The organism is Plantactinospora sp. KLBMP9567 (assembly GCF_033446045.1).
Taxonomy (GTDB): domain Bacteria; phylum Actinomycetota; class Actinomycetes; order Mycobacteriales; family Micromonosporaceae; genus Plantactinospora.
The window spans coordinates 66,985-86,341 of sequence record NZ_JAWQRR010000021.1 but is presented as its reverse complement, the minus strand read 5'-3'; the positions used below and the strand labels follow the sequence as shown (position 1 = coordinate 86,341).

The 19,357-nt window shown below is 69.9% G+C and carries 13 protein-coding genes; 8 read left to right on the top strand and 5 right to left on the bottom strand.

The window, feature by feature from the left end:
• Positions 1-8: 8 nt before the first annotated feature.
• The 4 genes from R6Y94_RS16625 to R6Y94_RS16610 all read right to left on the bottom strand — a co-directional run bounded on the left by R6Y94_RS16625 (position 9) and on the right by R6Y94_RS16610 (position 4,464).
• On the bottom strand, positions 9-878 hold the full coding sequence (locus tag R6Y94_RS16625; RefSeq protein WP_318396766.1) for a carbohydrate ABC transporter permease: 870 nt from the start codon (positions 876-878) through the stop codon (positions 9-11).
• The gene (locus R6Y94_RS16620) at positions 878-1,858 is read right to left on the bottom strand and encodes a carbohydrate ABC transporter permease (RefSeq protein WP_412102776.1); all 981 of its coding nucleotides are present in this window, start codon (positions 1,856-1,858) and stop codon (positions 878-880) included. Before R6Y94_RS16620 ends, R6Y94_RS16625 begins: the two co-directional genes overlap by 1 nt.
• Positions 1,859-1,935: 77 nt before the next feature.
• Entirely contained in the window at positions 1,936-3,282 is a 1,347-nt protein-coding gene (locus tag R6Y94_RS16615; protein WP_318396765.1) for an ABC transporter substrate-binding protein, read from the bottom strand.
• An 18-nt stretch (positions 3,283-3,300) separates the two neighbouring features.
• Positions 3,301-4,464, bottom strand: coding sequence for a LacI family DNA-binding transcriptional regulator (locus tag R6Y94_RS16610; RefSeq protein ID WP_318396764.1), 1,164 nt, complete (start codon positions 4,462-4,464; stop codon positions 3,301-3,303).
• Between the two features lie 241 nt (positions 4,465-4,705).
• Between R6Y94_RS16610 and R6Y94_RS16605 the strand changes: the two genes are divergently transcribed.
• The 8 genes from R6Y94_RS16605 (at position 4,706) to R6Y94_RS16570 (ending at position 17,876) form a co-directional block, all read left to right on the top strand.
• Complete coding sequence (locus R6Y94_RS16605) at positions 4,706-6,034, top strand: Gfo/Idh/MocA family oxidoreductase (protein ID WP_318396763.1); 1,329 nt, start codon at positions 4,706-4,708, stop codon at positions 6,032-6,034.
• A 17-nt stretch (positions 6,035-6,051) separates the two neighbouring features.
• On the top strand, positions 6,052-7,488 hold the full coding sequence (gene uxaC, locus R6Y94_RS16600; protein ID WP_318396762.1) for a glucuronate isomerase: 1,437 nt from the start codon (positions 6,052-6,054) through the stop codon (positions 7,486-7,488).
• Positions 7,489-7,549: 61 nt separating this feature from the next.
• Positions 7,550-8,860, top strand: coding sequence for an enolase C-terminal domain-like protein (locus tag R6Y94_RS16595; RefSeq protein ID WP_318396761.1), 1,311 nt, complete (start codon positions 7,550-7,552; stop codon positions 8,858-8,860).
• Positions 8,851-10,356 carry a mannitol dehydrogenase family protein gene (locus tag R6Y94_RS16590; protein WP_318396760.1) on the top strand — a complete coding sequence of 502 codons (1,506 nt, stop codon included), beginning with the start codon at positions 8,851-8,853 and terminating at the stop codon, positions 10,354-10,356. Before R6Y94_RS16595 ends, R6Y94_RS16590 begins: the two co-directional genes overlap by 10 nt.
• Complete coding sequence (locus tag R6Y94_RS16585; RefSeq protein WP_318396759.1) at positions 10,353-11,585, top strand: Gfo/Idh/MocA family oxidoreductase; 1,233 nt, start codon at positions 10,353-10,355, stop codon at positions 11,583-11,585. Before R6Y94_RS16590 ends, R6Y94_RS16585 begins: the two co-directional genes overlap by 4 nt.
• A 254-nt stretch (positions 11,586-11,839) precedes the next feature.
• A complete protein-coding gene (locus tag R6Y94_RS16580; RefSeq protein ID WP_318396758.1) occupies positions 11,840-13,198 on the top strand; it encodes a pectate lyase in 1,359 nt (452 codons plus the stop codon).
• Between the two features lie 202 nt (positions 13,199-13,400).
• The gene (locus tag R6Y94_RS16575) at positions 13,401-15,023 is read left to right on the top strand and encodes a polysaccharide lyase family 1 protein (RefSeq protein WP_318396757.1); all 1,623 of its coding nucleotides are present in this window, start codon (positions 13,401-13,403) and stop codon (positions 15,021-15,023) included.
• 258 nt (positions 15,024-15,281) lie between these two features.
• Positions 15,282-17,876: a family 16 glycoside hydrolase gene (locus tag R6Y94_RS16570; RefSeq protein ID WP_318396756.1), complete on the top strand. Its 2,595-nt coding sequence runs from the start codon at positions 15,282-15,284 to the stop codon at positions 17,874-17,876.
• 192 nt (positions 17,877-18,068) lie between these two features.
• Here R6Y94_RS16570 and R6Y94_RS16565 read toward each other — a convergent pair whose 3' ends face one another.
• Positions 18,069-19,160, bottom strand: coding sequence for a sn-glycerol-3-phosphate ABC transporter ATP-binding protein UgpC (locus R6Y94_RS16565; protein WP_318396755.1), 1,092 nt, complete (start codon positions 19,158-19,160; stop codon positions 18,069-18,071).
• Positions 19,161-19,357 lie beyond the last annotated feature (197 nt).

The following is a 19,357-nucleotide window of genomic DNA, read 5'->3' as shown; positions in this document are numbered from 1 at the left end:
CCGACGCCTCATCCCTTGAGCCCGCTGGTGTTGATGCCCTGTACCAGCATGCGCTGGAAGGCCAGGAAGAAGACGAAGACCGGCAGCAGCGACAGTACCGACATCGCGAACATGGGACCGAGGGACGTCTGGCCGCTGGAGTCGATGAACAGCCGCAGTCCGATCGGCACGGTGTAACTGGTCGGGCTCGGCAGGTAGACGAGCTGGGTGAAGAAGTCGTTCCAGGTCCAGATGAAGGAGAAGATCGCCGTGGTGACCAGCGCCGGCCGGCTCAGCGGCAGCATCACGTGCCGGAACACTCCGTACGGCGAACAGCCGTCGATCTTGGCGGCGTCGTCCAGTTCGCGTGGAATGCCACGCATGAACTGCACCATCAGGAAGACGAAGAACGCCTCGGTGGCGAGCAGTTTCGGCACGATCAGCGGCAGCGGCGTGTCGATCCAGCCGAAGTAGTTGAACATCACGTACTGCGGCACGATCAGCACGTGGCTGGGGAGCAGCAGGGTTCCGATCATGACGGTGAACCAGATCTTCCGCAGCCGGAACCGCAACCGGGCGAAGGCGTACGCGGCCACCAGGCAGGAGACCGCGTTGGCGACCACGGTGGCCAGGGCGATCACGGTGCTGTTGAGGAAGAACCGGCCGAAGCTGAGGTCTCTGATGTAGTTCCAGCCGTCCGGATAGTTGGCCCAGGTCACCTCCTGTGGGATGACGGAGAGGTTACTGACCACCTCGGTCGGTGACTTCAGCGACGAGCCGACCATCCACAGCAGCGGATAGAGCACGAAGGCGAGCACCCCGACGAGCGCAAGGACCCGGACGACGCCGCGCGAGCGGCGGCCGGTGGCCGGGGTTGCCCGGACTGCCTGGACTGCCATCAGTCGTCTCCGTCGGAGTAGTGCACCCAGAACCGGCCGGTGCTGAAGAAGATCACGGTGATCACCGCGATAGCCAGCAGAAAGACCCAGGAGAGCGCCGACGCGTAGCCCATCCGGAACTCTCCGAAGCCCTGGTCGTAGATGTGCAGGGTGTAGAGCAGCGTGGAGTAGACCGGGCCGCCGGTACCGTTGCTGATCACGTATGCCGAGGTGAAGCCCTGGAATCCGTTGATCGTCTCCAGCACCAGGTTGAAGAAGATGACCGGGGAGAGCATCGGCAGGGTGACGTTCCAGAACTGGCGTACCCTGCCGGCGCCGTCGACCGAGGCGGCCTCGTAGAGTTCGGTCGGTACCTGCTTCAGCCCGGCGAGGAAGATCACCATCGGGGCGCCGAACTGCCAGATGGCCAGGACCATCAGCGTCTCGAGCGCCCAGGTCGGGTCGTTCACCCAGGCCTCGCCGCTGATTCCGAAGAGTCCCAGGAAGCTGTTGAACGCACCGTCGCCGCCGAACATGGCCCGCCAGACCAGGGCCAGCGCGACGCTTCCGCCCAGCAGCGAGGGCAGGTAGAACAGGCTGCGGAACAGGCCGACGCCACGCCGCTCGCGGTTGAGCAGCAGCGCGACGCCCAGGGCGGCGGCGAGCTTGAGCGGCACGGCGATCAGGGCGTACGTCAGGGTGACCGTCACCGCGTGCCAGAACGCCGGATCCTCGCCGAACATCCGCCGGTAGTTGTCGAGCCCGACCCACTCGACGAGTTCCCAACTGGAGAGCACGTCGTAGTTGGTGAAGCTCAGGTAGAGCGAGAAGAGCATGGGGAAGGCGGTGATCGCCATCAGGCCGATCAGCCACGGGGAAAGGAAGACGTAGCCGGCGACCCCTTCGGCACGGTGTCGCCGACTGGCCCGCGTCCGCCGGCCCGGCGTACCGGCCGGCGCCGCATCGCCGGGACGCGACTTGGTCGCCGTGGATAGAGCCACGGGTTGGTTCTCCTCTCGAACGACGCCCCAGCAGGGGTGGGGAACGGTTGCCCGGGTTCCCCACCCCTGCCGGGCGGTCAGCCGGCGAGCGCCGCCTGGGCCTCGGCGAAGAACTGCTTCGCGGCGTCCTCGGGGGTGGCGCGACCGTAGGTCACGCTCTCCGCGATGTCACGCAGCTTGTTGCGCAGGCCGCTGTGCCCCTTCGGCGGGGGTACGGGCGCCGGGCCGAACTTGGGAGCCAGGGCGTTCTCGAAGGCCACCGTCGCCTTCATCGCGGGGTCGGTCAGGGTCGACGCGATGGCGGTACGGGTGTCCATGTTCGACGGCAGCCCCCGGTCGACGCCGAAGATCTTCGCCACCTCCGGGTCGTTGACCAGGAAGTTGATCAGGTCGGCCACCACCTCCGGGTGCTCGGTGCTGCGTGACCCCGCCCAGTACAGCGAGGCTCGCGCCCACTGCCCCTTCGGGTCGCCGGGGTACGCGACCATGCCCAGCTCGTTCTTGGTGGCCTTCTGCAACTCGCCGAGCTGGTTGGACCACATGAACGAGGTGGCGGCCTTGCCCGTCACCACGAGCTGGGTCGCGACGCTGCCGGTGACCGCCTCGTGTACGACGTCGGCCGGCGGGGTGGCGTTCTTGGCCCGGGCGCCCTGCCAGAGCCGGAACCAGGAGGCGAGGTCGGCCTCGGTGAACGCCAGCTTGTTGCCGTCGTAGAACTCCTTGCCCTGGGCTCGCAGCCACAGCCACAGCGCCTTGTAGTCGGAGCTGGTGTCCATGGTGCCCCAGTACTTGCCACCGCCCTTGGCGGTCACCTGGGCGGCCCAGTCGAAGAGCTGCTCGTAGCTCCAGCCCTCCTGGGGCTCGCTGACGCCGAGCTCCTTGAGCTTGGTCTTGTCGTAGATCATGGCCGGCGTGTTCTCGCCGGTCGCGACCGCCACCTGCTTGCCGTCGAGCTGGCCGTACTTGGTCAGCCCCTCGGCGTGCTTGCTGAGGTCGATCTTGTTGTCCTTGACGTACGGCGTCAGGTCGAGGGTGACGTTGCGGCTCGCGTACTCCGCCAGGCCGTTGTCGTCGATCTGGAAGACGTCCGGGGCGTTGCCACCGGCGGAAATGGTGGCGAGCTTGTCGTAGTAGCCGTCGAACGCCTGCCAGACGGGGTTGATGGTGACGTTCGGGTTCTTCTGCTTGTAGAGGTCGAGCGCCTTCTGGGTCATCTCGGCCCGGGACTCGCCGCCCCACCAGAAGAACTCGATGCTGACCGGGCCGCCCGGCTCCTGCTCGTCGTCGCCGCAGGCAGCGGCGCCGAGGACGAGGGGCAGAGCGACCATCGCGGCCGTGAAGCGGCGGAGCAGGTCTCGACGGTGCAGGGTACGGTGGCTGGGCGCGGCGGGCGCGTTTGCCGTCGGGGGTGTGGCGGGGTGCATTTCGCTCACTCCTTGGCGTTAGGAGGCGACACTTTCGGGGGTGGCCGCGGTCGCGCCGCCCGGGGCCGGATGGCCGTGCGGGCCCGGGCGAGCAGGAGATGCCGCGCCCGGGCGGTCGGCTGCTGCCGCCGTTCCGGGCCGGTCGGCCGAAGCCGCCGGACCGACGCCCGTCGAGTCGCGGATGACCAACTCGGTCTGCAGGCTTACCTGTGCGGTGGTGCGACGGTCGTCGGCGGTGCTGGTCCGTCCGCCGCCGCGCCCGGCGCGTGCGGAGGAGGAACCGTCGTGTTGCAGGAGCATGTCGACGGCCGTCCGGCCGGCGGCCGCGGTTGGCGTGGCCACCGTCGTCAATTTGGGCCGGGTGAGCCGGCTCAGCGCGATGTCGTCGATGCCGACGACGCTGATGTCCTGCGGCACCCGTAGCCCGAGCGAGTCCAGCCCCTCCATCAGGCCGATCGCCATCAGGTCGTTGTAGGCGAGCACGGCGGTGGCACCGGTCCGGCGGACCTGTTCGGCCATGGCGATGCCGCCGCCCTCGGTGGGCGGGTTGGGGCCGAGCACGGTCAGCGAGGCGTCCGCGGCCCGGGCGGCCGCGGTGGCCGCCCGGCGGATCTCCCGGTTGGTCCACGAACCGCGCGGCCCGCCAAGCAGGGCCAGCTCGCGGTGCCCGAGCCCGGTCAGGTGTTCGACGGCGAGCCGGGCGCCCTGGCCTACGTCCATCACCACGGCCGGCAGACCGGTGACCTGTCGGTTGATCACGACCAGCGGCACCTCACGGCTGAGCTGCTCGATCAGGCTGTTGCTCATCCGTGGGCTGCACAGCAGCACGCCGTCGACCTGCTTGGCCAGGGCGTGCACCAGGTCCTCCTCGGCCGCCGGGTCCTCGTTGGTGTCGGCGATGAAGATGTGGTAATCGCGCTGCCGGGCCTGGCTCTCCGCCGCCTTGATCAGCGGTGGGAAGAACGGGTTGGCGATGTCGGCGATGATCAGGCCGATGTTGTGGGTGCGCCCCGTGATCAGTGCCCGGGCGGCCCGGTTGGGCCGGTAGCCGAGGTGTTCGGCGCAGGCCAGCACCCGGTTCCGGGTCTCCGGGTTGACCAGGTGCGGGGCCGAGAACGTCCGCGAGACGGTGGAGATGTGCACCCCGGAGGCCCGCGCGACGTCTCGAATGGTGGCTGGCACGCGAGTCCTCTCTGTGGCTGCCGGTGTGTCTGCCGTCACTTGGTTGGCCAATTAATGCAAACGGTTGCTCAGGTGTCAACGGGGGTCGGTTACGGCTTTGTTGCGGTACGCAGCTATGGGAGCACTCCCATAGTTACAGATCTGTATAAAAGCCGCAGCTTTGCCGTAGGTCGTTGACGGCCGCCCGGGATGCGTGGTTACTTCTCCTGCAAACCTTTGCAGCCAACGGAGGCGAGCTGGGATGTCGGTAACCCCGGGAAGGCAGCGTTTCGCCCTGGTCGGTACGGGCGCGCGTGCGGAGATGTTCGTCCGGGCCCTGGTGCTGGACCACCCGAACACGGCCGAACTGGTCGCCTTCGCCGATGTCAATCCGGCCCGGATGAACGCGCACAACGGCTGGCTCGCGGAACTCGACTTCGACCCGGTGCCGACGTACCTGGCCAGCGAGTTCTCCTCCATGCTGGAGAAGGAACGGGTCGACGTCGTGCTGGTGACCAGTGTGGACCGGACGCACGACGAGTACATCGTCGCCGCGCTGCGGGCCGGGTGCGACGTGATCACCGAGAAGCCGATGACCACCGACGTCCCCCGGTGCGAGCGGATCCTGCGGACTGTTGCGGAAACCGGCCGGAAAGTTTCGGTCGCCTTCAACTATCGCTACAACCCGTTGCACGAGAAGGTCCGGGAGGTACTCGCCGAGGGTGCCATCGGTGAGATCGGCTCCGTCCACTTCGAGTGGCTGCTCGACGTACGACACGGTGCCGACTACTTCCGGCGCTGGCACCGGGACAAGGCCAACTCCGGCGGGCTGATGGTGCACAAGGCGAGTCACCACTTCGACCTGGTCAACTGGTGGCTGGACGCGAAGCCGGTCCAGGTCTACGCCTCGGGCCGGCTCTTCTTCTACGGCGACGAGGCCGGCAAGCGGCACGGCTACGCCCGCCCGTACGACCGGGCGCACGGCTCGGCGGCCGCCGCGGACGACCCGTTCGCGCTGCACCTGGCCGACCACCCGAGGCTGCGGGCGCTCTATCTGGAGGCGGAGGCCGAGGACGGCTACCACCGCGACCAGAACGTCTTCGCGTCCGGGGTGACCATCGAGGACGACATGGCGGTGCTGGCGCAGTACGACAGCGGTGCCACCATGACCTACCACCTGACCGCGTACGCACCCTGGGAGGGTTACCGGGTGATGTTCAACGGCAGCCGGGGGCGACTCGAACTCGAGGTGGTGGAGAGCGACTTCGTCAGCCCGCAGGCGGCCGGCGAGCTGAAGGGTGCCGCGCTGCACGGCGTACAGGCCGCCGTGGAGGAGGGTTGGGCGAAGATCACTCTGCGGCCGTTCTGGGAGCAGCCCCGGGAGGTACCGGTCTCCGGCTACACCCGTACCGGACACGGCGGCGCGGACGCCCGGATGACTGCGGTGCTCTTCGGCGGCCACACCGACCCGATGGACCGGGCGGCCACCGCCCGGGACGGCGCGCTCGCCCTGCTCACCGGCCTGGCCGCGAACCGATCCTTCGAAACCGGGCAGCCGGTCCGCGTCGCCGAGCTGCTCACCATCCCCTGATCGCAAGGAGCCAGCCCGTGTCCGCACCGTCCGACCGGCCCGACCTGCTCTTCCCGTCCGAGCCCAGCCAGCGGGCGATCGCCCGCGAGCTGTACGCGCTGGTCCGGGACCGGCCGCTGATCTCCCCGCACGGGCACGTCGACCCGGGCATCCTCGCCGACGACGTCGCCTTCCCGGACCCGGCACGGCTGATCATCGTCCCGGACCACTACCTGACCCGGATGCTGCTCAGCCAGGGGATCACCCCGGCCGAGCTGGGCGTACCGGCGGTGGACGGCGATCCGGTCGAGACGGACGGCCGGACCATCTGGCGGCGGTTCGCGGCGCACTGGCACCTGTTCCGGGGTACCCCGAGCCGGCTCTGGCTGGAGGAGACCTTCCGGAACGTCTTCGGGATCGAGACCCGACTCTCCCCGGGCACCGCCGACGACACCTACGACGCAATCGCGGCCCAGCTCGCCCAGCCGGAGTTCCGGCCCCGGGCGCTCTTCGAACGCTTCAACATCGAGGTGCTGGCCACCACCGAGTCGCCGCTGGACGAGCTGGGCCGGCACGCCAAGCTTGCCGCCGACGGCTGGGGCGGGCCCGGCGGCCGGGTGATCACCACCTTCCGGCCGGACAACGTCGTCGACATGGAGTTCGACGGCTGGGCCGACAACGTCGCCCGGCTCGGCGAGATCGCCGGCGAGGACACCGGGACGTACCCCGGCTACCTCGCCGCGCTGCGCCGGCGCCGCGAGGCGTTCGTCGCCGCCGGGGCCACCTCCACCGACCACGGCCACCCGACCGCGCTGACCCTGCGACTGGGCGAGGCCGAGGCGAGCGCCCTCTACGAGCGCGGCCTGCGCGGCGAGGCCAACCCGGAGGACGCCGAGGCGTTCCGGGCGCACATGCTGGTCGAGTTCGCCCGGATGTCCATAGAGGACGGCCTGGTGATGCAGCTGCACCCGGGCTCGGTGCGTAACCACAACCGCTGGCTCTACGCCAAGCACGGCCGGGACGTCGGCGGCGACATCCCGCAGGCCACAGAGTACCTGCACGCGCTCACCCCGCTGCTGGACGCGTACGGCAACGACCCCCGGCTGCGGGTCGTCGTCTACACGCTCGACGAGTACACCTTCACCCGGGAACTGGCCCCGCTGGCCGGCGGCTACGCGGCGCTCTACCTGGGCGCGCCCTGGTGGTTCCTGGACTCCCCAGAGGTGCTGCGCCGGTTCCGCGAGGCGGTGACCGAGACCGCCGGCTTCTACAACACCGCCGGCTTCGTCGACGACACCCGGGCGTTCTGCTCGATCCCGGTACGCCACGACGTGGCCCGGCGGATCGACGCCGGCTTCCTGGCCCGGCTCGTCGCCGAGCACCGGCTGCCGCTGGACGAGGCGGCCGAGACCATCGTCGACCTCGCCTACCACCTGCCCAAGAAGGTCTTCAAGCTCGGGAGCGGTAACAGGTGAGCGCGAGGAATGAGCGAGCGCAGCGAGTGAGTCCCGCAGTCGCGAACGAAAGGCAAGCTCAGTGAATGTGACCATCACCGGCGTCGACGTGCACGACGTGCGGTTTCCGACGGCGGCGGCCGGAGACGGCTCGGACGCGATCAACCGGGGCGACTACTCCGCCAGCTACGTCGAGTTGCGTACCGACGCGCCGGACGGGACCTTCGGGGCCGGGTTCACCTTCACCAACGGCCGGGGCAACGAGCTGACCTGCGCCGCCATCCGCGCCCTGGCCCACCATGTGGTCGGCCGGACGATGGCCGAGATCGTCGCGCAGCCGGTGGCGTTCTGGCGGTCGCTCAGCGCCGACGTGCAGTTGCGCTGGCTGGGGCCGGAGAAGGGCGTCATCCACATGGCGACCGGCGCCCTGGTCAACGCAGTCTGGGACCTGCGGGCCAAGCTCGAGGGTAAGCCGCTGTGGCGGCTGCTCGCCGAGATGCCGAGCGAGGAACTGGTCCGCAACGTCGACTTCCACCACATCATCGACGCGATCAACCCGGCCGAGGCCGCCGCCATCCTGGACAAGGGGCAGGTCGGCCTGGCGGACCGGCTCGCCGAACTGGAGCGGGACGGGTTCCCGTCGTACACCACCTCGGTCGGCTGGCTCGGCTATCCGGACGACAAGGTCCGGGCGCTGACCCGCGAGGCGTACGCCCAGGGGTGGCGGGCGATGAAGATGAAGGTCGGCGGCCCGGTCGACGACGACGTACGCCGGGCGCGGATCATCCGCGGGGAGATCGGCCCGGACGCGCTGCTGATGATGGACGCCAACCAGGTCTGGGACGTCGACGAGGCGATCGCCAACATGTCGAAACTGGTCGAGTTCGACCCGTACTGGATCGAGGAGCCGACGCACGCCGACGACGTACTCGGGCACGCCCGGATCGCCGAGGCGGTGACCGGGCTCTCCGGCGGGCGCTGCCGGGTCGCCACCGGCGAGGTGGCGGCGAACCGGGTCATCTTCAAGCAGCTCATGCAGGCCGAGGCGATCCGGGTCTGCCAGATCGACGCGTGCCGGATCGGCGGGGTCAACGAGGTGCTCTCGGTGATGCTGATGGCGGCGAAGTTCGGCGTGCCGATCTGCCCGCACGCCGGCGGCGTCGGCCTCTGCGAGTACGTCCAGCACCTGGCGATCTTCGACTACCTGCGGGTCGGCACCTCGCTGGACGGCCGGATGGTCGAGTACGTCGACCACCTGCACGAGCACTTCGTCGACCCGGTACGCACCCGTGGCGGCCGCTATCTCCTGCCGGAGCAGCCCGGTTACAGCTCGACCATGAAGCCCGGCTCGATCGCCGAGTACTCCTTCCCGGACGGCCCGGTATGGGCGTGACCGTCGGCGCGTCGCGGCTGGGCCTCGGCGTGCTGCGCCGGCTGCCGGCGTCGAGCCGCCCGCTGGTCCGGCCCGGTGCCGTACCGGCCGGGATCGTGCACCTCGGGCTGGGCGCGTTCCATCGGGCCCACCAGGCGGTCTACACCGAGGAGGCGGTCGCGGCGGCGGGTGGCGACTGGGGCATCGTCGGAGTGGCGCCGCGCAGCACCGACATGGTGAGCACGCTCGCCGCCCAGGACTGCCTGTTCAGCGTCACCAGCAGCTCCGGGGCGGGCAACCAGACCCGGGTGGTCGGGGCGCTCGCCGGAGTCCGGCACGCGGCCAGCGACCCGGCGGCGATCGTCGCGCTGCTGGCCGACCCGGCGATCCGGGTGGTGACGTTGACGGTGACCGAGAAGGCGTACCAGCTCGACCCGGCGACCGGCCGGCTCCGGCCGGACGAGGCGGTGCTGGCCGACCTGACCACCGACCGGCCGCCGCAGACCGTGCCGGGCCTGCTGGTCCAGGGGCTGCTTGCCCGGGCGGTCGCCCAGGCCGGGCCGATCGCGCTGGTGAGCTGCGACAACCTGCCGTCGAACGGGGAGCGGCTGCACAGCCTGGTCGGCCAGGCGCTCCAGGTGGTCGGCGACGCCGCCGGCGGCCGGTCCGAGCGGATCGCCGACTGGCTGCGCGAGAACGTCAGCTTCCCCGGCACCATGGTGGACCGGATCGTGCCGGCGAGCACCCCGCAGACGCTGGCCGACGCGCATGTGGCGCTCGGGGTGAGCGACCTGGCGGCGGTGGCCGCCGAGCCGTACCGGCAGTGGGTGATCGAGGACCGGTTCCCGGGCGGGCGACCGGCCTGGGAGCGGGCCGGGGCGGTGCTCACCGACGACGCCGGCCCGTGGGAGCGGCTCAAGCTGCGGGCGCTGAACGGCGTGCACTCGGCAACGGCGTACCTCGGCGCGCTGGCCGGCCGGGAGACCATCGCGGAGGCGCTGGAAATCCCGCACCTGGCCGGGGTGCTGCGCCGGCTGATCGCCGAGGACGTGGCGAGGAGCTTCACCCCGCCGGACGGCGTCTCGGTGGTCGACTACGGCGAGGAGGTGCTGGAGCGCTTCGCCAACCCGGTGATCCGGCACCGCACCATCCAGATCGCCATGGACGGCTCGCAGAAGCTGCCGCAGCGGGTGCTGCACACCATCGCGGACCTGCGCGCGGCGGGGGCCCGGCCCCGCTGGGCGACCCTGGTGGTGGCGGCCTGGATGCGCTTCGCCCAGGGCCACGCCGACGACGGTACGTCGCTGCCCCTGGACGACCCGCTCGCCGACCGGATCCGGGCGGCCCTGGCCGCCGGAAGGCGCTCCCCGGCCGGCACGGTGGAGGCGCTGTTCGGGTTGACCGAGGTCTTCCCAACGGAACTGGCCGCCGACGACGAGGTACGCGAGCTGGTGGTCGAGTGGCTCACCGCGCTGGACCGACACGGGGTGGAGAAGACGTTGGCGGGTGCGGCATGACCGGGGTCGGGGCACCGCCGAGGGTGGCGCTGGTCGGGGCGAGCGGGCACGGGCTGTGGCACCGCCGGATCATCGCCCCGCTGCACGACGCCGGGAAGCTGGAACTGGTCGCCCTGGTCGACGTACGCCCGGTGGAGGCGGCGCCGGACGCGCCGGTCCCGCCCGGCACGAGCATCTTCACCGACCATCGCGAGATGCTCGGTGCGGTACGCCCGGACGTGGTGGTGATCTGCACCCCGCCGCACACCCACCTGCCGATCGCGCTGGACGCGATCCGGGCCGGCGCGGACCTGCTGCTGGAGAAGCCGCCGGTGCTGTCGCTGGCCGAGCACCGCACCCTGGCCGGTGCGCTTGCCGAGGCGGGCCGGGTGGCCCAGATCGGTTTCCAGGCGCTCGGCTCGACGGCGCTGCGCGAGCTGACCTCCGCGGTCGCCGACGGCCGGCTGGGTCGGGTCACCGGGGTCTCCACAGTCGCCTCCTGGCAACGCACCGACGGCTACTACGCCCGCGCTCCGTGGGCCGGCCGGCGCAGCCTGGACGGGCGGCCGGCGCTGGACGGCGTACTCGTCAATCCGCTGGCGCACGCGGTGATGCAGTGCCTGGCGGTGGCCGGGGTGGCCGTGGCGGCCGGCGCGGTCGCGCCACTGGGCGCGGTCGACGGCGCGCCGCCGGACTGGCCGGCGCAGGTCGAGTTGGAGCGCTACCGGACCCGGCCGATCGAGGTGGACGACACCGCCGCGCTGCGGGCGACCCTCGGTTGCGGCCTGCCGCTGCTGGCCGCGGTGACGCTCGCCGGTGAGGACTTCATCGCCGGTGAGGTGATCGTGCACGGCACGACTGGCCGGGCGGTGCTGGAATACACCGCCGACCGGTTGACGCTGCCCGGTGACCCGGGGCCACGCGAGGTGCCGGGCCGGGTGAACCTGCTGGAGAACCTGCTGGAGAACCGGGCCGACCCGGGCGGAGTGCCGCTGATCGCGCCGCTTGCCCGGACGGCGGCGTTCACCGCCCTGGTGCAGGCGATCTCGGCCGCCCCGGAACCGGAGCTGGTCGGCGGGGACCGGGTGGTGGCGACCGGGGCGGGGCCGGACCGGGTGTTGACGATCCGGGGAGTGAACGCGGTACTGCGCCGGGCGGCGGCCGAGGGCGTGCTGCTGTCGGAGCTGGCTGTGCCGTGGGCGGTGAAACCGCACCGGGCGGCGGTGGAGAGGGAGACGGGCGATGCGTGACGGCCGGAAGTCCTGCGTGACAACGGACGGCAGACTGCAAATCTCGGGGAGAACTGTTCGATAGAAATCGGACCGAATATCCCTCTACTCGGCATAGGGTCGCCGAGCAAATCGTTATTGCCTCTATTCAGTGCAACATACCTGCAAACAGAACGCATTGACACCCTTAAGTGCTGATGCCTACCGTTCAATAACAGGAGGATTTCGTAGCCGTTACGAGATCCGGCAAACGGTAGACAGACGCGGAGAGTGGGATGCGATCGAGCAGGTTGACCGCCGCCGTGGTCGGCAGTCTTCTCGTGGTCTCCGGCGCCCTGGCGGCGCCCGCGACGGCCGGCGCACACGGGAAGGACGGATTGTCCTGGGGGGCCCGCTCGCTGGGCCGGCAGGTGTTGCCGGCCGGTGACGGCTGGGCCGCCGCCGGCCCCGGCACCACCGGAGGCTCGGCGGCCACCCCGGACCAGGTGCACGTGGTCCGGACCAGGACCGAGTTGGTGCAGGCGCTCGGTGGCGACAACGCCACCAACAGGAGCAACGCGACTCCGAAGATCATCTATGTCAAGGGCCGGATCGACGGTTTCGAGGCCGCCGACGGGCGGCTGCTCGACTGCACCGACCTGGCCGACCCGGAATACTCGCTCGACGCCTACCTGGCCGCGTACGACCCGGCGATCTGGGGGCGGGTGGCGCCGTCCGGGCCGCTGGAGCAGGCCCGGGTCCGGTCGGTGGCGAACCAGACCCGGCAGACCCAGATCAACGTCGGGCCGAACACCACCATCGTCGGGCTGCGCGGTGCCACGCTCGCCGGGCTGACCCTGATGGTGGACACCGCCAACAACGTGATCGTGCGCAACCTGACCCTCGCCGACGCCCGGGACTGCTTCCCGGCTTGGTCGCCGACGGACGGGGACGCCGGCAACTGGAACTCCCAGTTCGACCTGATGTCGGTACGGCGCAGCGAGAACGTCTGGGTCGACCACAACACCTTCACCGACGGCGCCAACCCGGACAGCGGGCTGCCGGTCTATTTCGGACGGCCGTACATGGTGCACGACGGGTCGCTCGACGTGACGCACACCGCCAGCCGGGTGACCGCCTCGTACAACCGGTTCGTCGCCCGGGACAAGGTGATGCTGATCGGCTCGTCGAACACCGTCGGCCCGGACGTCGGCCGGCTCAACGTCACGCTGCACCACAACCTCTTCGACGGCACGATGCAGCGGCTGCCCCGGGTGCGGTTCGGCCAGGTCGACATCTACAACAACGCCTACCGGCTCGCCGGTGACGGGTTCAGCTACGCGATCGGGGTCGGGGTGCAGTCGGCGGTCTACGCCGAGAACAACCACTTCACGCTCGGCTCCGGCGTCACCGCGGCGGACCTGCTCTACGACTGGGACGGCACGGCGATCACCGAGCGGGGCAACTGGGTACGCGAGGGCCGGAAGCCGGCCCGGCCGGTGAGCCTGCTGGCCGCGTACAACGTCGAGCACGACCCCGACCTGGGCGGCGACGCCGGTTGGACGCCGACGCTCCGGGCCGGGCCGGCGCTACCCGCTCCACTCGTCCCGTTGGTGGTGCAGGCCCTCGCCGGGGCCGGTCGGCTTCCGGTCTAGCCCCGGCCCCTCGATTCCATCGGTACCGCCGGTGGTGCGGACCCTCGCCGGAACCGACCGGCGGCCGGTCCGGCCCTGACCCGGTCGTCCCACCGGGTCAGCCCGCGGCGGCGCGGCGCCGCCGAGAACGCAGTACCCCACACCGCCGCCGTCGCCGCGCAGGCGGCGGCCCACCACCCCCACCACCACAGGGAGGCTCACTGTGCATGCCAACCAGTCCGGGGGACGACCGAGGTGGCGGCTGGTCGCCGTCGCGGGCGCGGCCGGAATGCTCGCCGCTGCCGCGATCACCGTCGCGATGCCGGCCGCCTTCGCCGACAGCCTGCTCACGGACAACTTCGAGGACGGCAACTCCTCCGGCTGGTCGACCTCCGGCGGAAGCTGGGCGGTGGCGACCGACGGCACCCGGGTCTACCGGCAGTCCGGGCAGAGCAGCGACGCGCGTACCCTCACCGGCACCACCTCGTGGAGCGACTACGCGGTGCAGGCCCGGGTCAAGCCGACCGGGTTCAACGGTGCCAACCGGCACGTCGGGGTGATCGCCCGGGCGCAGAGCTCCAGCCGCTACTACGCGTTCGTGGTCACCAGCAGCGGCGGAGTGCAACTGGTCAAGCGGGACGGTTCGGCGCCGGTGGCGCTGGCCGGCGGTTCCGGCGCGGTACCGGCGAACACCTGGGCGACGCTGCGGCTGGAGGCGACCGGCAGCACGCTGCGCGGGTACGTCAACGGCAGCCTGTCGGTGCAGGCCACCGACTCCGTACTCGCCTCCGGGCGGGTCGGCCTGGCCGCCTCGTACGCCAGCGCCTCCTTCGACGACGTCGAGGTGGCGACCGTGACCGGTACGCCGCCGACCGGTGGCCCGACCACCGGGCCGACCCTGCCGCCGACGGGTCCGCCGCTCGACCCGGGCGCCCCGCCGGTCGGCTTCGCGTCGGTGAACGCGCTCGGCCAGAACGGCACCACCGGTGGGGCCGGCGGCCCGACGGTGACCGTCTCGAACGCCACCGACCTGCTCACCGCGATCAGCCAGCCCGGCCCGCTGAACATCCGGGTCAACGGCATGATCGCGCTGCCCGGCCCGATGCACGACGTGATGTCCGACAAGACCATCGTCGGGGTGGGCGCCAACTCCGGGATCACCGGCGGCGGGCTGAACATCGGGCTGCCGGTGAGCGACGCGACCAGCCCGCCGGCGAACGCCATCCACAACGTGATCGTCCGGAACCTGAACTTCCGGAACACCGTCGACGACGCGATCAACGTGCAGATGTTCTCGCACCACGTCTGGATCGACCACAACGACCTGTCGGCCGGTTACGACGGCCTCATCGACGTCAAGCGGGGCGCCAGCTACGTGACGGTGTCGTGGAACCACACGCACCACCACACCAAGAACATGCTGCTCGGGCACGACGACAGCAACGCGGCGCAGGACACCGGATATCTCAAGGTCACCTACCACCACAACTGGTTCGACCGTACGCCGCAGCGCAACCCCCGGGTCAGGTTCGGCGACCCGGTGCACGTCTTCAACAACTACTTCGTCTACAACACCGACGTCGGAGTGGCCTGCCAGATGAACTCGGGCTGCGTGGTCGAGGGCAACTACTTCGAGGACGTCGAGGTGCCGTGGTCGATCAGCTACGCCGGGGACCGGGGCCGGCTGGTCGCCCGGAACAACGTGCTGGCCGGTACGAGCGAGCCGGGTGACTCCGGCGGCTCGGTGACCGAGCCGAGCAGTTACTACTCCTACACCGTCGCCGACCCGAACGGCATCCGGGCGACGGTGATGACGGGCAGCGGCACCGGAAAGTTGCCCTTCTAGGGATTCCGCGCGCGGCGGTACCGGCCCGCACCACCGCACCGCCGCGCGGTTCCGGCACAGGCCACTCCCGGTCGGTCTCGTACGCCGGCAGGTCGCCACGCCGGCCGTCCCCGTGGTCCCGTTTTCTCCGCACGCCCCCGCGTCGAGTCTGGCCGTCCCGGGGCGATCCGGCACCTAAAGATCGATAGACGTCAATGCAAAGCTCATGATTTCGAGGCCGGTGCCCGACAGGGCAAACACATAACCCGAGGAGGTTCCGTGAGTATCACCGAAACCCGGCGGAGACACCGCCGTGGTCTCCTGATCTCGACCGGCGCCGCGCTCGCCGCGGTCGCCCTCGCGGTCGGAATGGGCGCCACCGCCCAGGCCGCGACGCTCTTCTCCGACGACTTCGAGGACGGCAATTCCAGCGGCTGGACCGCATCCGGCGGCTCCTGGTCGGTGGGCACCGACGGCAGCCGGGTCTACCAGCAGGGTGGCAGCAGCAGCGACGCCCGGGCGCTGGCCGGCACCACGAGCTGGAGCAACTACACCGTGCAGACCCGGGTCAAGCCGACCGCGTTCAACGGCTCGAACCGGTTCGTCGCGGTGCTGGCCCGGGTGCAGAGCAACACCAGCTACTACTACCTGGCGCTGCGCAGCAACAACACGGTCGAGCTGAAGCGGCTCTCCGGCGGCTCCTCGACCACGCTGGACACCGCCAGCGTGGCAGTCGGCCTGAACAGCTGGTACACCCTGCGGCTCGACGTCTCCGGCAGCTCGCTGCGCGGGTACGTCAACGGAACGCTGCTCACCGAGGGCACCGACAGCCAGTACGCCACCGGCCGAATCGGGGTGGCCACCTTCAACGCCACCGCCAACTTCGACGACGTACTGGTCAGCGACAGCGTGAGCACGCCGACCACCCCGCCGACCGGTGGCCCGACCACCACCCCGCCACCGACCGGCAACCCCGGGACCAACGTGGCCGACGGCTGGGCCGGGGTCAACGCGCTCGGCCAGAACGGCACCACCGGTGGCGCGGGCGGACCGACCGTCACGGTCACCTCGGCGGCACAGTTCGTCACCGAGGCGGCGTCGGCCGGATCGAAGATCATCCAGGTCAGCGGAATGATCGATCTGCCCGGACCGATGCACGAGGTCAGCTCGGACAAGACGATCGTCGGCCTCGGGTCCAACTCCGGCTTCACCGGCGGTGGCCTCAACATCGGCCTGCCGATCGACGACGACATCACCTCGCCGCCGTCGAACGCGGTGCACAACGTCATCCTGCGGAACCTCAACTTCCGCAACTGGGACGACGACGCGGTGAACGTGCAGATGTTCTCGCACCACATCTGGATCGACCACAACACCTGGACGACCGGTGCCGACGGCGGCGTCGACGTCAAGCGCGGCTCGTCGTACGTGACGATCTCGTACAACCACGCGGACGGCACCGACAAGAACATGCTGCTCGGGCACGACGACGGCAACGCCGCTCAGGACGTCGGCTATCTGTTGGTCAGCTACCACCACAACTTCTTCGACAACACCAACCAGCGCAACCCCCGGGTCCGCTTCGGCGACCAGGTGCACGTCTACAACAACTACTACCTGAACACCGGCAACTACGGTGTCGCGTCGACCGAGAACGCGGGCGTGATCGTCGAGGGCAACTACTTCGAGAACGTCGACGACCCGTACCACCTCGGTGAGGGGGACTCCGGGGACGGCCGGCTGGTGGCCCGGAACAACTGTCTGATCAACTCGGGCGCCGGCCAGACCGGCGGTAGCGTCAGCAACCCGCCGTACCCGTACACCGTGCAGACCGCCTGCGACATGAAGGCCGTGGTCTCCGCGCAGGCCGGTGTGGGCCGGGTCGGGCTGCCCGGCGGTCCGACCACGAACCCGACGACGCCCCCGCCCACCACTCCGGCACCCACGACGCCGCCGCCGACCAGCGGCCCGCCGCAGACCGGACTGGTCGGCTGGGCCGCCCAGGCCGGTGGCACCACCGGCGGTGCGGGTGGCTCCACGGTCACCGTGACGAGTTTCGCGGACTTCCGGACCCAGGCGCAGGCCTCGGGGACCAGGACCATCCTGGTCAACGGCATGCTCAGTGGCTCGGGGACGGTGGAGATCACCGCGAACAAGACGATCCGGGGCGTCGGCGCGAACTCCGGCATCTCCGGCACCACCCTCAACATCGAGGACATGCAGCCGGCCAACGTGATCATCCAGAACATGAACATCCGCGGGGTGACCGGCGGGGACGCGATCCAGATCGAGAACGCGACGCACATCTGGATCGACCACAACACGCTGTCCAGCACCATCGAGGACGACCCCGACCACTACGACGGCATGATCGACATCACCCACGCCGGTGACTACATCACGCTGTCCTGGAACGTCGTCCGCAACCACTGGAAGACCTCGCTGGTCGGGCACTCCGACGGCAACTCCGGCGAGGACGTGGGTCACCTGCGGATCACGTACCACCACAACTGGTTCGACCGGACCTTCGAGCGCAGCCCCCGGGTGCGCTTCGGCGAGACGGTGCACGTCTTCAACAACTACTACTCCAACGTCAACAACAACGCCGACTCCTACGCCATCGCCTCCACGATGAACGCCGGGGTACTCGTCGAAGCCAACGTCTTCGAGAACGTGCAGCAGGCGTGCTGGTCAGCGAGCGGGTACGCCGACTCCGATCCCGGACGGCTGGTGGCCCGGAACAACTCGCTGACCAACTCCGGACCGTGCGAGACCAACGGATCCGTGGCCCCGGTCCCGTACGGATACACCGCCGACAGCGTCGGCACGGTCAAGGCGGCCGTCACCGCAGGTGCGGGCGCGGGCAAGATCTGACCTCGCCGCACATCAGGCGCAGGTAGCGAGGTCGGCGACCGGCATGGGTCGGTCCCCGGCACCCGCGACGCGACCTGGACCACGGATTCGCCGGCGTCGCCCGGCACGGCGCGCTGGCGGACTGCGTGGAAAACGATCGGGGCGGGCGCTTCCGAGTAGAAGCGACCGCCCCGACGTGTTCGTCCGGTCGGATCAGATCCGGTTGCCGGTCACGGCGTGGAACGCGTGGTTCCGGCCGGTACGCGGCTTGACGTAGACGGTGTCACCCATGTTCGGCATGTGCCGTCGGTCGGTACGTACCACGAACCGCTCCGAGGTGCCGTCGATCGCGGCGTGGCCATAGATGTTCGCGTCCGAGCCCAGGTCCTCGACCAGCTCGACGACGACGGCGAGGCCGCCCTCGCCCTCCGAGACCAGGTCGCAGTCCTCCGGACGGAAGCCGACGGTCACCTTGCCGTTGCCGCCCTCGGCCTTGGCCGCGGCAATCTGCTCCCGGGTCAGCGAGATGGCCAGATCGGCGAACATGGCGCCGTTGTCCGTCAGCGGCACGGTCTTGATGTTCATGGCGGGGGAGCCCATGAAGCCGGCGACGAAGACGTTGGCCGGGGTGTCGTAGAGCTCACGCGGGGTGTCGACCTGCTGGAGTACGCCGTCCAGCATGACCGCCACCCGGTGGCCCATGGTCATCGCCTCGACCTGGTCGTGCGTCACGTAGACGGTGGTGACGCCGAGCTTGGCCTGGAGAGTCGCGATCTGGGTACGGGTCTGCACCCGGAGCTTGGCGTCCAGGTTGGACAGCGGCTCGTCCATCAGGAAGACCTGGGGCTCGCGGACGATCGCCCGGCCCATCGCGACCCGCTGGCGCTGACCGCCGGAGAGCGCCTTGGGCTTGCGGCTGAGGTAGTCCTCCAGCTGGAGCAGGGCGGCCGCTTCCTTGACCCGCCGGTCGATCTCCGACTTCGAGGTCTTGCGGAGCTTCAGCGCGAACGCCATGTTCTCGTAGACGGTCATGTGCGGGTAGAGCGCGTAGTTCTGGAAGACCATCGCGATGTCGCGGGCCTTCGGCGGCAGGTGGGTGACGTCCCGGGTGTCGATGTAGATCGAGCCGTCGTCGACGTCTTCCAGCCCGGCGAGCATCCGCAGGCTGGTGGACTTGCCGCAGCCGGAGGGGCCGACCAGGACGAGGAACTCGCCGTCGCCGATCTCCAGGTCGAGGTGGTCGACCGCTGGGCGCTCCGTACCCGGGTAGATCCGGGTGGCTTTCGAGTAGGTGACCGTAGCCATGGTGCAGCGCTTCCTTTCACCGGCAGGAACGTGCCGGACGATCCGAGTGAAAGAGCGACCGGCGCGTCACCGCACCGGTCCGGGGAAGGCATCCGGGCAGCCGTGGGCAGCCTCGGGTGTCGTCCGCGTCACGCCACGGTAAACGGGTTTTTCTCACATGCCAAGGTCGGGGGCCTTTCCTGGGATCTATCTGACGA